The following is a 13,063-nucleotide window of genomic DNA, read 5'->3' on the forward strand; positions in this document are numbered from 1 at the left end:
CCATGCGGATTCAATGCGATGAGCGCTGAACACCGTTTAAGCCATCTCGGGAAGCCGCCAGTCGATGGGCGTATGGCCTTGTTCGATAAGCCAGGTATTCGCTAGCACGAAATGCTGGCAGCCCAGAAAACCACGATGTGCTGAGAGTGGCGAAGGATGCGGCGCTTCCAGTACCACGTGCGAGGTGCCTTCGAGCAGTATCCGCTTGGCTTGTGCGTGAGCCCCCCAAAGCATGAACACCAGGTTGTCGCGGCGCGCTGCGAGTTCGCGGATGAGCGTATCCGTGCATTTTTCCCAGCCGCGTTTGGCGTGACTAGCGGCCAAATGCTGTTCGACGGTCAATACTGTGTTGAGCAGCAAGACACCCTGCGTGGCCCACGAATCTAGGCATCCGTGAGCCGGTGGCTCGATGCCAGGGTGAAGCGCAAGTTCCTTGAAGATATTACGCAGCGAAGGCGGAGGCCGGACCGATGGCGGGACCGAGAACGCCAGACCATGTGCCTGAGGGGTTCCACGATCGTCGCCGTGATAAGGGTCTTGGCCCAGAATGACCACCTTGACGTCATCGGGTGCGGTGAGATGCAACGCGCGAAACACTTCGTTGGGGTAGAGGGTTTTGCCCGCCGCGCGCTCGCGGTTGACGAAATCGCACAGCGGCGCGAAGGCTGCGCTGGTGATGAACGGCTGAAGCAGCGCGAGCCATGCGGGCGGCAGCGCGGCAAACTGGGCTTCGAGTGGAAGCGGACTCGTTGTGGAGGACGCTGGCACATCGTTAAATAAGGTGCCTTGGGATGGCGCAGGGCGGGCTGGAGCGTTCATGAGGCGTTCATCGAACCATAAGCGGCTAAGGCAAGGAGGGCGGGCGAAACGTGCATCTGCTGGTCAGTGTGTCTCGCGCTGAAGCAGGAGATAACCCCGCTCGGCTTTGCTGATGTTATCGGGTACGACGCCAGGCAGCATCGCGGTCAATTCGGCGGCCAGTTTTTGCAAGGCGGCTTCGTCACCGTCCTTTAATTCCAGCTCGATTTCGCTAATCGGCGCCCGCCGTACTTCGCCAGACACAGAAACGAGTACTTCACCCTGGTCGATCACGGCTTCGATCAGCGCGCTTTTGTCACGAACCAGCCAGAGCGTGCGCGTGAACACGGTGCGAAAAAGTTCGACCAGTGCGGGCCCGGTTTCATGCAGCGCGGCGGCGGCCTGAGCGTCATCGCACGCGCGCAGCAGCGCGGGCAGCTCCAGTGCCTCACCTGCGACCGGCAACTCCCATTCGTGCCGCCGATGGAGACCCTCTTGGACCACGCCGAGCGTCTTGAATGTCTGAAGCCAGCCCGCTGGCGTATGCCGCAAACGCAGCGCGCTTTTGGTTCGAGCCAGCGCAAGGCTCGGGGTGTCGAAGTAAATATTCGTCAGCGCAATGTCACGTCCTGCTTCTCCGCTACGGGCGACGAACTCACGTGCGGCGGCGCTGACCTGTGCGGTAGGTAGCGCGAGTTTGATTTCGTGCTCGAGGCTCATTGTCGGGTTCAAAAAAAGAGGCGCGCCAGCTCCGCGCCAGGATCGGCTGCGCGCATGAAGGCCTCGCCGACCAGAAACGTTTGCACATCGGCTGCGCGCAGTTGCTCGGCATCGGCGCGAGTCAGAATGCCGGACTCGGTGACGACAATGCGGTCGTCGGGAATGGCTCCGAGCATGCCAATCGTCGTTTCGATGGACGTTTCGAACGTGCGCAGATTACGGTTGTTGATGCCGATCAGCGGGGTTTTCAGCGTCAACGCCTGATCGAGTTCATGACGGTCGTGAACTTCGACCAGCACTGCGAGCCCCAGCGAATGGGCAAAGGCTTCGAGATCTTGCATCTGCGGCGTATCGAGCGCGGCGGCGATCAGCAGGACGGCATCCGCACCCATCGCGCGGGCTTCGAGCACCTGGTAGGCATCGATGATGAAATCCTTGCGTAGCACGGGCAGCTCGCAAGCCGCGCGAGCCTGCTCCAGATAGGCCACGCTGCCCTGGAAAAACTGCACGTCGGTCAGCACCGACAAGCATGCCGCACCATGCTGTGCGTAAGAGCGGGCAATATCGGCAGGCACGAAAGGCTCGCGCAGCACGCCTTTGGATGGGCTCGCTTTCTTGACTTCCGCGATGACGGCTGCTTTTCCGGCCGTGTGTTTCGCGCGCAGTGCACCGACGAAATCGCGCAGGTCACGGGCCGATGCGGCAAGGCGTAAGGCTTCGAGCGGCGCGCTTGATTCTGCCGCGCGGACTTCTTCGCGTTTGACCTGAATGATGCGTTCCAGAATATCGCTCATGGGAATCCCAATACAAAAAACACAGAAAACACAAAAATTACGGCTTGAATTGCTGGGTGAAGCGGGCCAGTTGTTCGACTTTCGCTCGTGCGGCACCGCTGGCGATGACCTCGCGTGCGCGCTGGATGCCCTCCGCGATGGAGTCCACCACGTTGGCTGCATAAAGTGCGGTGCCCGCATTGAGTGTGATGATCTCGCGCGCGGCGCTGGGCTGGTTATCGAGCGCAGCGAGCAACATGGTGCGGGATTCGGCGGCATCGGCCACCTTGAGCGTGCGGTTCGACATCATCTGCATGCCGAAATCTTCCGGATGCAGGTCGTATTCATGAATTTCGCCGTCGCGCAGTTCGCCGACTTTCGTTGTGGCGCCGAGCGAAACTTCATCCATGCCGTCCATCCCGTGCACGACCAGCACATGTTGCGCGCCGAGCCGTTGCATCACGCGCACCTGAATGCCCACCAGATCCGCATGAAACACGCCCATCAACTGGTTGGGCGCGCCAGCCGGGTTGGTCAGCGGACCGAGAATATTGAAGAGGGTTCGCACGCCCAGTTCATGGCGCACGGCGGCGACGTTTTTCATCGCAGGATGATGGTTCGGCGCGAACATGAAGCCCATGCCGGTTTGCGCGATGGAGGCGGCGACCTGTTCCGGCTGAAGGTCGATATTGACGCCCAGCGCCTCAAGCACATCGGCGCTGCCCGACTTGCTCGAGACGCTGCGGTTACCATGTTTGGCGACCTTGGCCCCTGCGGCTGCGCTGACGAACATCGCAGCCGTCGAGATATTGAAGGTATGCGAGCCATCGCCGCCCGTGCCGACGATATCGACGAAGTTTGAGTTGTCTGGCACGTCAACACGTAACGCGAATTCGCGCATGACCGTTGCCGCCGCCGCGATTTCGCCGATGGTTTCTTTCTTGACGCGCAAGCCTGTGATGATGGCCGCCGACATCACAGGCGACAGTTCGCCGCGCATGATGAGCCGCATCAGATGCAGCATCTCGTCATGAAAAATTTCACGATGCTCGATGGTTCGCTGCAATGCTTCCTGAGGCGTGATTGACATGATTTCGTTCCGTTTCATCCGGCGAGGTGCTGCGTAAGCGCAAGCCTTGATTGCTTCAGAAAATTTTCCAGTAGCGCGTGGCCATGTTCGGAAAGGATGGATTCCGGATGGAATTGCACGCCTTCAACGGCCAGTGTTTTATGCCGCACGCCCATGATTTCGCCGTCATCGGTCCATGCAGAGATTTCGAGGCAATCCGGCAGCGATTCGCGCTCGATGGCGAGAGAGTGATAGCGCGTCACGGCGAAATGCATGGGCAGATCGGCAAACACGCCTTTTCCATCGGTTGTGATCGGGCTTACCTTGCCGTGCATGATGGTTTTGGCTCGGACCACACGGCCGCCGAATGCTTCGCCGATTGCCTGATGGCCGAGGCAGACACCCAGAATAGGGACGCGCCCGGCAAGCTGACGCAGTACATCGAGCGTGATGCCTGCATGCTGCGGATTGCTTGGCCCGGGTGACAGGCAAATACGCTCGGGGTTCAGGCGCGCGATGTCGTCCAGTGTGATTTCATCGTTGCGGAAGGTTTGAACATCTTCACCTAGCTCACCAAAGTACTGCACCAGGTTGTAGGTGAAAGAGTCATAGTTGTCGATCATGAGTAGCATTTTTGCCTCGAAAGCCTTATGAGATAAGGGGCAGCGGTTTTTCCACCATCAGAAGGCTGGATTTGCCACCCATTTTTCACCCACCAGTAGGGACCGTAGGCCTGTAGGAGCAGGCGATTACGCAGCAGCGCGAACACTTTTCCACTAGGGGAAAGGCCGCGACAGACGTCATCCTGGAGGAAAGCTGGGGGGAAATACAGCAGATGCGCTTACGCGCCGGTGACGATCAACGCCAACCGTGAAGGATCAAGCCGGAGGGAAATTTTGCTGTGAGTCGCATGGTTTGCACATTCTAGCAGTAGCGTGGGGCGACATTGCTGACATCGTCGCGTTCAGGATGCGTGATTCTGCAAACGAAGGGTATTTGCACGATATGTCTTGATAAGCGAAACAAACAGATGAGTGAGAGATGAGTGAGCTGGAGACCGTGCATTTTCACGGATCCTCAACGATCCAGAAAGCTGAAACGAAATCGTCAAATCATCGCTAACTGGTTAAGGTCGGGAGGATGTTTGTCAAGAAGGATGCCGGGGCCTCCGGGTCCCGGCATTGAGGAAAGGCGGTGATTAACCGAAGACGTGGTTACGAATACAGCGCATCAGTAATTCGGTCCCTGTTTGAGTGTTTGCGTCTGAATGAAGTTCGTGTCGAAAGGCGGTTTATACGATGGATCGTAATGCGGATTCGGCTGGTAGGCTCCGTTTTTGTTGAACGCACCGATGACCTGTGAACCTGCAATTGGCGTGCCGTAATTGATCTCGAGATCACGAGCCGGGACACCCTTGTTACCGAGTTGGGCGTATTGGGCATTTTTGTACAAATCGAAGCCCTCGAGCTTTTTCCCATCGATCATATAGGTGTGTCCGTTTTTGTCGCCGCCGTAATAATAAGCTCCCGTGTGATCTGGCGTTTTATAGTACGGCGATGTGGAAATGCCTTTGCCATCCGCATCCAACGCGTCCTTTCCACCGCCAAAACCGCCGCGTGAGCCGTTGACCTCGTTTTTGCTGTTGATGTTTCCGCGCAGCTCGAACCCTTCTTTGAAGACCTGGTCGGGTGATCGGGTATCGCCTCGGAATGTATAGCCTCGATAGGTGTGTCCGTCGTCTCCGCCGGAAAATCGGGTTTTCTTGTTGAGGTCGACCTGCTTCTGGGCGGATTCCGGTGTCAGATTCTGGAAGTTGGACTGTGACTTGATTAACCGCTGGAATTTTGAGCTCGATGATTGCCACGGGGCGTCCGGGACGTTCGACCCAAAGGGTTGTTTGGCGCGTTCTCCGCTCGGACCAGGCCGTGCAGTGTCTGAGCCCGCCGACGTGCTGGGTCGCGTGTCTGACGATTTACTGGGTTCTGATGACTTGCTGGGGGCTGTTTCACTTGGGCGGGATGATGTTTCGGGCGTCGATGCCGGTCGTTGGCTACCCGAGCCAGTCGGCCGCGAGGCGGATGTGCGCCCGGGTTCAACGGGACGTCCGGGTTTTGCCCCGCCCTCCAGCGGCCCGCCGCCCGCGATGCTGAGTGCGAGTTCCTGCGCAATGTCCTTCCCGCTGGGCGGAGGAGCCTTGCCTTCATCTGGCGGGATCGACTTTGGGTCGACCGGTTTGTTTTGAGGGGAGCCTTGACTCCAGTTGTAGTGGCTTGCCTGGTATTGGCCCCAATCCTGTTTGGCCGGGTTGTACTGCGGTTCTTCCACACGGCGCGGCTGACGCGTAGTCTTGGCCGACGTCGTGGTGTTTTGGGATATATCATTTGCGATTAATGACGGGCTGACAGTTTTATTACTAACTTTCATGATTTTTCCTTTGGGAAGCATTAGGCCTGCAGCGAGGACCGAAGGGAGATCGCGGCATCGATGGAAACGCTCACTGGAACGTGTTTCTGACGATTCAGACTCAATGTGATTCGAGTCTAAAGCCGGCCGGTTTGGCCATGACATACATAACGGTCAATATATTTAATTAACAAAATGCAGATCAGCGCCGTCGAATACAGGCCCAGTTGCAGATAATCCCGGTTTGTCCAGTTTGAATTGCAGATCACTACAAATACAGGCTAGTGATCTTTACGCGAATAAATGATTATCAGCTAGCACTGCACCACTGAATTCATGGGCGAACGCTTCACGAGTTATATCGGTTGGATGCGGATCTGCTGATATTTGTTTTCGACCAAAGTACCCGTGCTTTCCGTGCCGTGCGGCTTTAGCGAAACAGGTTTGCCGATCGGCATGCCGATTGTGTGGATGCATACCGCGATGACCGGGGCATACCGCAACCCGGTCATGCTTTCGAAATGGCCGCGACCGTCCGCCCGGCCCGGTGTGCTGGCCGCGTTCTAAATAACGCGGCCCCTTGCGTCGAGAGGAACGTTTCTACGCAAGGGGCCGGGCTTGATACGCTGTTTTACTGCCAGCCTAGAAATCGCTATCGAGACCGTCTTGCACCTGCTCGGCGGCGCGCAGCACGGCGCGGGCCTTGTTCTCGGTTTCGAGCCATTCCGATTCCGGCACGGAGTCAGCCACGATTCCCGCCGCGGCCTGGACGTACAGGTTGCCATTGCGGATCACGCCTGTACGGATCGTGATGGCCAAGTCCATTTCGCCAGTGAACGACAGATAGCCAACCGCACCGCCATACAGACCGCGCTTGATGGGTTCGAGCTCGTCGATCAGTTCCATGGCCCGGACTTTGGGCGCGCCTGACAGCGTGCCTGCGGGGAAGGTCGCGCGTAGCACGTCGAAATTGGTGACGCCGGGCTTGAGCTTGCCTTCGACCGAACTCACGATGTGCTGAACGTGTGAGTATTTTTCGATGACCATCTGATCGGTGACGACGACCGAGCCGATCTGTGCAATACGGCCCACGTCGTTACGGGCGAGATCGATCAGCATCACGTGCTCGGCGATTTCTTTCGGATCATTGAGCAGTTCGGTCGCCAGTTCGGCATCGCGTTCGGGCGTGGCGCCACGAGGGCGCGTACCGGCTAGCGGACGAATCGTGACGATGCGGTCTTCGCCGCGCTTTTCCTGGCGCACCAGAATTTCCGGCGAGGCTCCCACCACATGAAAATCACCGAAGTTGTAGTAGTACATGTACGGCGAGGGATTGAGCGATCGCAGCGCGCGATAGAGCGACAACGGGTTGTCCCGATAGGGTTTGGTCAGGCGCTGTCCTACCTGAACCTGCATGAGCTCGCCCGCAGCGACGTATTCTTTGGCGCGGCGCACGGCGGCCAGATAATCGTCTTTGGCGAATTCCCGATACGTCTCGGTGCGCACGCTGGCTGAGGTGACGGGCGGTTGCACGCTGGTGCGCAGCCGCTGACGCAGTTCGCGCAGTCGTTGCCGCGCGCGGGTATAGGCTTCGGGCGCCGACGGATCCGTGTAAATCACCAGATACAGTTTGCCGGCGAGGTTATCGATCACCGCGACTTCTTCGGTTAAGAGCAACTGGATATCGGGTAAATCGAGGTCGTCGGGCGGCGCATTGTGTGCGAGTTTTTTCTCCATGTAGCGCACTGCGTCATAGCCGAAATAACCCGCGAGGCCGCCTGCAAAACGGGGCAAGCCTGGGCGTTGCGCGACCTTGAAGCGCGCCTGGAACTGCTGGATGAAATCGAGCGGATCGCCGTCATGCGATTCGATGACCTGGTTGTCCTTGACGACTTCGGTGACGCCATTACGCGTTCGCACAACGATACGCGCAGGCAAGCCGATAAACGAATAGCGGCCGAAGCGTTCGCCCCCGACGACTGATTCCAGCAAAAAGGAATTGGCGCCGTTGCGCTCGGTTTGCGCGAGTTTCAGGTAGAGCGAAAGCGGAGTATCGAGATCGGCCAGTGCTTCGGCGATCATCGGAATGCGGTTGTAGCCCTCGTTAGCGAGGGACTGAAATTCGAGTTCGGTCATGTTCCGATCCTGTTCGTGCGTCTGAATCAATGTACGGGTGACGAAGCGGAGGTGCTGCAGAGGGCGGTTTTAAGCGTTCGCCCATGCGGAGAACCGCTGGCGCATGTTTTCCCGGAGCGACGAACGGATTATCCAGCCCGGATGTTCCCGGGACTGGATGCGGTGAGCCGCAAAATCTGTTCGGCGCAGAGACAAGAAAAATACCGGGAAAAATGCGTTAAACGCAGCGAAGTAAAAAACGGGGCAAGGTCGCATGGCGGTGTTCAACGCCTGGCGCCCAGGCGAGCCTCGATGTAGAGGATTAGCGCGACCATCGGCGCCAGGGCCATGCTCCCCGGTCGATGCTGCTCAGACTCCGTTTTTTATTCAGAAACATGAAGATGAAGGAAGGGTTAAAGCGATGTGTGGTGCGCGGCTATTGCCTTGGCAGCTTCCAGAAGCGTTGCCACTATACCATCCGATTTTATTGCTTGTACAGGCGCGCCATGGTTGTAGCCATAAGGCACGGTCAGGGTTGCCATGCCTGCCGCACGGCCTGCCAGCGCATCGTTTTCGGAGTCGCCGATGGCGACGGTAGCCTCCGGCGCCACGTGCAAAACGGCGCAAGCGGTAAGCATTGGCAGTGGATCGGGTTTTTTGCGCGGCACGCTGTCACCACCCAGAACTACATTGAAATAGTGCGTCAGACCGTATTGCTCAAGCAGCTGAATAGCGAAACGGTGCGGTTTATTCGTGACGCAGGCGAGTTGCAGACCGGCTTCGCGCAGTGCAATGAGGCCTGCTTCGACGTCCGGGTAGAGCTGCGTCTGCTGGCCGTTGATCCTGGCGTACTCTTCCTGATAGATCGAGAGCGCCTCGGCGAAGCGCGCCTCGGCAAGATGAGCCTTGAAACGCGGAGCAAGTACGCTGCGAATCAAATGCTCCGAGCCTTTTCCGACGTAACGGATGACTTCTTCGCGTGAGGTGGGCGCCGCGTCGAGTTGTGCGAGCATGCCGTTTAAGCCCGCGGTGAAATCGTTGGCGGTGTCGATCATGGTGCCATCGAGATCGATCAGCGCCGCGCGCAGACGCGGGCAGGATAATACGGGTTGCAACGAGACACTCATATTGTTTGGCCGACGCTAGCTAACGCGTGGCGCATCTGGTCGATCACTGCCTTGTAATCTGGTTTGCCGAAGATCGCGGAGCCGGCGACGAACGTGTCTGCACCGGCCGCAGCGATTTCCGCGATGTTGTCGGTTTTGACGCCGCCATCCACTTCGAGATGAATCGACCGGCCTGTTCTTTCGGTATAGGCGTCAATGCGCGTGCGGGCTTCGCGTAACTTGTTGAGCGCTTCAGGAATGAACGACTGGCCACCAAAACCAGGATTGACAGACATGATCAGAATCAAATCGATGCGATCCATCACGTGGTCGAGATAGTTCAGCGGTGTGGCCGGGTTGAACGCAAGCCCTGCCTTGCAACCGTGATCGCGGATGAGGGCGAGCGTGCGGTCGATATGATCCGAGCCTTCGGGATGGAAGCTGATGCTATTCGCACCCGCCTTGGCAAAATCAGGGACGATACGGTCAACCGGGCGCACCATCAGATGCACGTCGATGGGCACCTGTACGTGGGGGCGGATGGCTTCGCACACGAGTGGGCCAATGGTCAGGTTCGGCACGTAGTGGTTGTCCATCACGTCGAAGTGAATCCAGTCGGCACCTGCCGCGACGACTTCGCGGACTTCCTCGCCAAGACGGGAGAAGTCGGCGGACAAAATACTGGGGGCAATGCGGAATTGCTTCATGATGTCGAGACACTGGCGGGCGGGAAAGCGTCATTTTAACGTTTTGCCGGGGTGTGGAGCCTGATGAAGGTCTTGTCCAGATGGCCATCGGCTTGCGGGCAGCAGCGCCATCAAGCAGAATGCCAGACCAGTACAGGGTTCCCGGTGGCATTGGGGGCTCGCCGTTTCTACCTACCGGAACCAGAATGAGCCAGTATGAATTGAGTGTGTCGGCGCAGGTGCGATATCTGCCCGAGGAATCTGATCCGGATCATCGCAAATACGCGTTCGCATACACGCTAACCATCCGTAACAGCGGTCAGATACCTGCGCAATTGATCGCGCGTCATTGGGTGATTACTGACAGCGATGAACATGTGCAGGAAGTCAAAGGTTTGGGGGTGGTAGGCCATCAGCCGTTACTGAAACCGGGTGAGCAGTTTGAATACACCAGTTGGGCCGTGATTGCGACGCCCGTTGGCACGATGCGCGGCGAATACTTCTGCGTGGCTGAAGACGGCGAGCGTTTTGATGCGCGGGTTCCAGAGTTTATTTTGCGCATGCCACGCACGTTGCATTAAACGTGTGAGTGTGGGCGGGACATGGCGCCACAGGTAAATGCGCCGCCTGTTTTTATTTTTATTGCTATTGCTGTTTGTCGCGGGGAATCTTTTTTTTGCCGGATGCAGTCCAGACAACGATGAAAATCAGCAAAAAGAGCGCCAGAAGCGATTCAAGCGCGAAGATCAGCATAGGGTATTCGTCGAACAGATCGGACATGGCAGTGGCTTCCATCAGGAGCGAGCATTGTATGTGTTTTGCGCGGACCATTGTCGGTTGGGCTAGTGTGATTACGCTCGCCGTTATGCTGGCTTCGTGTGGTGGCCGGCCTACGGTACGTCCCTCTTCCGGATCGCCCACCGGCAGCGCCATGATTCCAGGAAAAATCGCTCGGGAACGGCTTACTCCTGTCGCCTGGCAACAAGTGCCGGGCTGGCAGGACGACTCCCTGATCGGCGCGGCGGCCGCACTGCGGCAGAACTGCCTGAGGCTCTCCGCCCAGGCGAGCTGGCAACGTGCCTGTACAGCGGCGGGGCAGATCGACGATCTTGATATCACGAGTGTGCGGGCTTTCTTCGAAAGCTATTTCACCGCGTTTCAGTTTGCCAATACCGATGGAACGCTCGACGGCCTGGTCACCGGCTATTACGAGCCGCTGCTGCGCGGGTCGCGTAAGCGCCAGGGCGTTTATCAAACCGCGCTATACCGCTGGCCTGCAGGCTACCGGGCGGGCGCGGCGCTCCCTGCGCGCGCCCAGCTTGAGCGCGCGGGGGTACTGAACGGTAATGAACTCGTTTGGGTTGACGATCCGATCGAGGCGTTTTTTCTTCAGGTGCAGGGCTCAGGGCGTGTCGTCATGGATGACGGGAGCGTGATGCGCGTCGGTTTTGGCGGCACGAATAACCAGCCTTATAAATCAATTGGCCGCTGGCTGCTGGATCATCGTGAACTGACGCCGTCCCAGGCCACGATGCAAGGCATCAAGGCATGGGCTCAGGCCAATCCGTCGCGGGTTGATGCATTGCTCGATACCAATCCACGTTTCGTTTTTTTTCGGGAAATGCCCGCTTCAGGAGAGACGGTTCCGGGTAGCGGTGCCGATGGCCCGGTCGGTGCCTTGGGTGTGCCTTTGACACCGGAGCGCTCGATTGCGGTCGACCCGGCCTCCATTCCGCTTGGCACCCCGGTTTTTTTGCAAACCACGCGACCGTTGAGTAACACCCCTCTGAACCGGCTGGTCTTTGCGCAAGATACGGGTTCAGCGATCAAAGGGGGCGTGCGGGCCGACTATTTCTGGGGGTTGGGCGATGAGGCGGGCAGCCTCGCGGGAAAGATGAAGCAGACCGGGCGCATGTGGCTGTTGCTGCCTAGATCATGAGTTGCGTCATGAGTTGCGTCATGGGCTGCTGTGCCGGTCTCGCTGGTCTCGCCGATCTATTACCCGCTGAGCTTTTCCGACGGAACGTTCGATACCATTGACTGCCAGTAGGTTAATGGCTGCGTTGATGCCGATCGACGCCTTGATGTCATAGGCCAGTGCCTTTTGTGCCAGATTGAGTGTGGCAATGTCTGACGTGGAATTGGAACGTGGCTCGACATTCAGCGTCAAGACATCGAGTGGCCCTTCTTTTGTCAATACGATCTGATAGTGTGGTGCGAGCGTGGGTTGTTTGAGCAATAGCTCTTCGATTTGTGTAGGAAACACATTGACGCCTCGCACGATCATCATGTCATCGGAGCGGCCTGTGACTTTTTCCATCCGGCGCATCGTTCGGGCAGTGCCGGGCAGCAAGCGGGTGAGGTCCCGGGTACGGTAACGGATGACCGGTAGTGCTTCTTTGGTGAGCGAGGTGAAAACCAGCTCACCGAGTTCTCCATCTGGCAGGACTTCACCTGTGTCTGGATTGATGATCTCGGGATAAAAGTGATCTTCCCAGATTGTTGGACCGTCTTTTGTTTCAGCGCACTCCGAGGCCACTCCTGGCCCCATTACTTCGGATAATCCATAGATGTCGATCGCATCGATACCCATGCGCTGCTCGATGGTATGGCGCATCTTGTTGGTCCAGGGCTCTGCGCCGAATATGCCGATTCGCAGTGAGCATTGCGCCGGATCGACACCTTGTCTTTCCAGCTCGTCAGCGATGGAGAGCATATAGCTAGGTGTGACCACGATGATGTCGGGGCGGAAGTCCTGAAGCAACTGGGCCTGTTTTTCGGTTTGGCCGCTGCCGAACGGGATGACGGTTAGCCCAGCGCGCTCTGCGCCATAGTGCGCTCCGAGACCGCCGGTAAATAGCCCATAGCCACAACTGATATGTACCTTGTCGCCGCGTTTGGCGCCAGCGGCACGAATAGACCGGGCGACCAGATTGGCCCAGATGTCGATATCGCGCGCGGTATAGCCGACGACAGTGGATTTGCCCGTTGTACCTGACGACGCGTGAATGCGCGATATCTGGTCTTGTGCGACGGCGAACATTCCGAACGGGTAGTTGTCGCGCAGGTCTTTTTTGCTCGTGAACGGAAAGTGGGCGAGATCAGCGAGCGTATTGAGGTCATGCGGGTGGACCTGAGCTTCGTCGAATTTACATCGGTAACCCGGTGAATTTTCATACGCGTGCATGAGCGACCATTTAAGCCTGGCGAGCTGAAGGGCGATGAGTTCGTCGCGGCTTGCTGTTTCGATGGGTTCTAGCGATAGCGAGGCGGTCATGGAATGTTTTTCCCTGAAGATTTCGCGCCGCACCGGTGTACGGCGTACTTGCTGCGATCATGTTGTTTTTGATTCGTGCGGATTTTTCACGAAACCTTGCGATGGTTTCATTTGTG

Annotated in this window: 13 protein-coding genes; 3 read left to right on the plus strand and 10 right to left on the minus strand. The window is 57.8% G+C overall.

The window, feature by feature from the left end:
• Positions 1 to 36 precede the first annotated feature (36 nt).
• The 6 genes from GH657_RS02910 to GH657_RS02935 all read right to left on the minus strand — a co-directional run bounded on the left by GH657_RS02910 (position 37) and on the right by GH657_RS02935 (position 5,784).
• Positions 37 to 819, minus strand: a complete 783-nt coding sequence (locus GH657_RS02910) for a uracil-DNA glycosylase (protein WP_153099292.1) — start codon at positions 817 to 819, stop codon at positions 37 to 39.
• A gap of 63 nt (positions 820 to 882) precedes the next feature.
• Positions 883 to 1,518, minus strand: coding sequence for a CYTH domain-containing protein (locus GH657_RS02915; protein WP_153099293.1), 636 nt, complete (start codon positions 1,516 to 1,518; stop codon positions 883 to 885).
• 8 nt (positions 1,519 to 1,526) lie between these two features.
• On the minus strand, positions 1,527 to 2,312 hold the full coding sequence (gene trpC, locus GH657_RS02920) for an indole-3-glycerol phosphate synthase TrpC (RefSeq protein WP_153099294.1): 786 nt from the start codon (positions 2,310 to 2,312) through the stop codon (positions 1,527 to 1,529).
• A gap of 37 nt (positions 2,313 to 2,349) precedes the next feature.
• Positions 2,350 to 3,381 carry an anthranilate phosphoribosyltransferase gene (gene trpD, locus GH657_RS02925; RefSeq protein ID WP_153099295.1) on the minus strand — a complete coding sequence of 344 codons (1,032 nt, stop codon included), beginning with the start codon at positions 3,379 to 3,381 and terminating at the stop codon, positions 2,350 to 2,352.
• Positions 3,382 to 3,395: 14 nt separating this feature from the next.
• Positions 3,396 to 3,992, minus strand: coding sequence for an aminodeoxychorismate/anthranilate synthase component II (locus tag GH657_RS02930; RefSeq protein WP_153099296.1), 597 nt, complete (start codon positions 3,990 to 3,992; stop codon positions 3,396 to 3,398).
• A gap of 598 nt (positions 3,993 to 4,590) precedes the next feature.
• Positions 4,591 to 5,784, minus strand: coding sequence for a hypothetical protein (locus GH657_RS02935; protein WP_153099297.1), 1,194 nt, complete (start codon positions 5,782 to 5,784; stop codon positions 4,591 to 4,593).
• A gap of 366 nt (positions 5,785 to 6,150) precedes the next feature.
• On the opposite strand from GH657_RS02935, the gene GH657_RS02940 reads away from it, so the two are divergent.
• Positions 6,151 to 6,330 (plus strand): hypothetical protein, encoded by a 180-nt coding sequence (locus GH657_RS02940; protein WP_153099298.1) that lies wholly within the window; start codon positions 6,151 to 6,153, stop codon positions 6,328 to 6,330.
• Positions 6,331 to 6,405: 75 nt separating this feature from the next.
• Here GH657_RS02940 and trpE read toward each other — a convergent pair whose 3' ends face one another.
• From trpE to rpe, 3 genes are all read right to left on the minus strand, one after another.
• On the minus strand, positions 6,406 to 7,899 hold the full coding sequence (trpE, locus tag GH657_RS02945; protein WP_153099299.1) for an anthranilate synthase component I: 1,494 nt from the start codon (positions 7,897 to 7,899) through the stop codon (positions 6,406 to 6,408).
• Between the two features lie 392 nt (positions 7,900 to 8,291).
• Positions 8,292 to 8,993: a phosphoglycolate phosphatase gene (locus tag GH657_RS02950; RefSeq protein WP_281349352.1), complete on the minus strand. Its 702-nt coding sequence runs from the start codon at positions 8,991 to 8,993 to the stop codon at positions 8,292 to 8,294.
• A gap of 8 nt (positions 8,994 to 9,001) precedes the next feature.
• Positions 9,002 to 9,691 (minus strand): ribulose-phosphate 3-epimerase, encoded by a 690-nt coding sequence (gene rpe / locus GH657_RS02955; RefSeq protein ID WP_153099301.1) that lies wholly within the window; start codon positions 9,689 to 9,691, stop codon positions 9,002 to 9,004.
• A gap of 185 nt (positions 9,692 to 9,876) precedes the next feature.
• Between rpe and apaG the strand changes: the two genes are divergently transcribed.
• Together apaG and mltA are read left to right on the plus strand one after the other, a co-directional pair.
• Positions 9,877 to 10,251, plus strand: a complete 375-nt coding sequence (apaG, locus tag GH657_RS02960; RefSeq protein ID WP_153099302.1) for a Co2+/Mg2+ efflux protein ApaG — start codon at positions 9,877 to 9,879, stop codon at positions 10,249 to 10,251.
• 119 nt (positions 10,252 to 10,370) lie between these two features.
• Entirely contained in the window at positions 10,371 to 11,609 is a 1,239-nt protein-coding gene (gene mltA, locus GH657_RS02965) for a murein transglycosylase A (RefSeq protein ID WP_153099303.1), read from the plus strand.
• Between the two features lie 18 nt (positions 11,610 to 11,627).
• Here the strand turns inward: mltA and paaK are convergent, their stop codons facing one another.
• Positions 11,628 to 12,947 carry a phenylacetate--CoA ligase PaaK gene (paaK, locus tag GH657_RS02970; RefSeq protein ID WP_153099304.1) on the minus strand — a complete coding sequence of 440 codons (1,320 nt, stop codon included), beginning with the start codon at positions 12,945 to 12,947 and terminating at the stop codon, positions 11,628 to 11,630.
• Positions 12,948 to 13,063: the final 116 nt, after the last annotated feature.

The organism is Paraburkholderia hayleyella (assembly GCF_009455685.1).
Lineage (GTDB): Bacteria > Pseudomonadota > Gammaproteobacteria > Burkholderiales > Burkholderiaceae > Paraburkholderia > Paraburkholderia hayleyella.

Coding starts and splice junctions, on each gene's coding strand:
- GH657_RS02910 (WP_153099292.1), bottom strand. CDS start 819: ATGAACGCTCCAGCCCGCCCTGCGCCATCCCAAGGCACCTTATTTAAC.
- paaK (WP_153099304.1), bottom strand. CDS start 12,947: ATGACCGCCTCGCTATCGCTAGAACCCATCGAAACAGCAAGCCGCGAC.
- trpE (WP_153099299.1), bottom strand. CDS start 7,899: ATGACCGAACTCGAATTTCAGTCCCTCGCTAACGAGGGCTACAACCGC.
- mltA (WP_153099303.1), top strand. CDS start 10,371: ATGAAAATCAGCAAAAAGAGCGCCAGAAGCGATTCAAGCGCGAAGATC.
- apaG (WP_153099302.1), top strand. CDS start 9,877: ATGAGCCAGTATGAATTGAGTGTGTCGGCGCAGGTGCGATATCTGCCC.
- trpD (WP_153099295.1), bottom strand. CDS start 3,381: ATGTCAATCACGCCTCAGGAAGCATTGCAGCGAACCATCGAGCATCGT.
- trpC (WP_153099294.1), bottom strand. CDS start 2,312: ATGAGCGATATTCTGGAACGCATCATTCAGGTCAAACGCGAAGAAGTC.
- GH657_RS02935 (WP_153099297.1), bottom strand. CDS start 5,784: ATGAAAGTTAGTAATAAAACTGTCAGCCCGTCATTAATCGCAAATGAT.
- GH657_RS02915 (WP_153099293.1), bottom strand. CDS start 1,518: ATGAGCCTCGAGCACGAAATCAAACTCGCGCTACCTACCGCACAGGTC.
- GH657_RS02930 (WP_153099296.1), bottom strand. CDS start 3,992: ATGCTACTCATGATCGACAACTATGACTCTTTCACCTACAACCTGGTG.
- rpe (WP_153099301.1), bottom strand. CDS start 9,691: ATGAAGCAATTCCGCATTGCCCCCAGTATTTTGTCCGCCGACTTCTCC.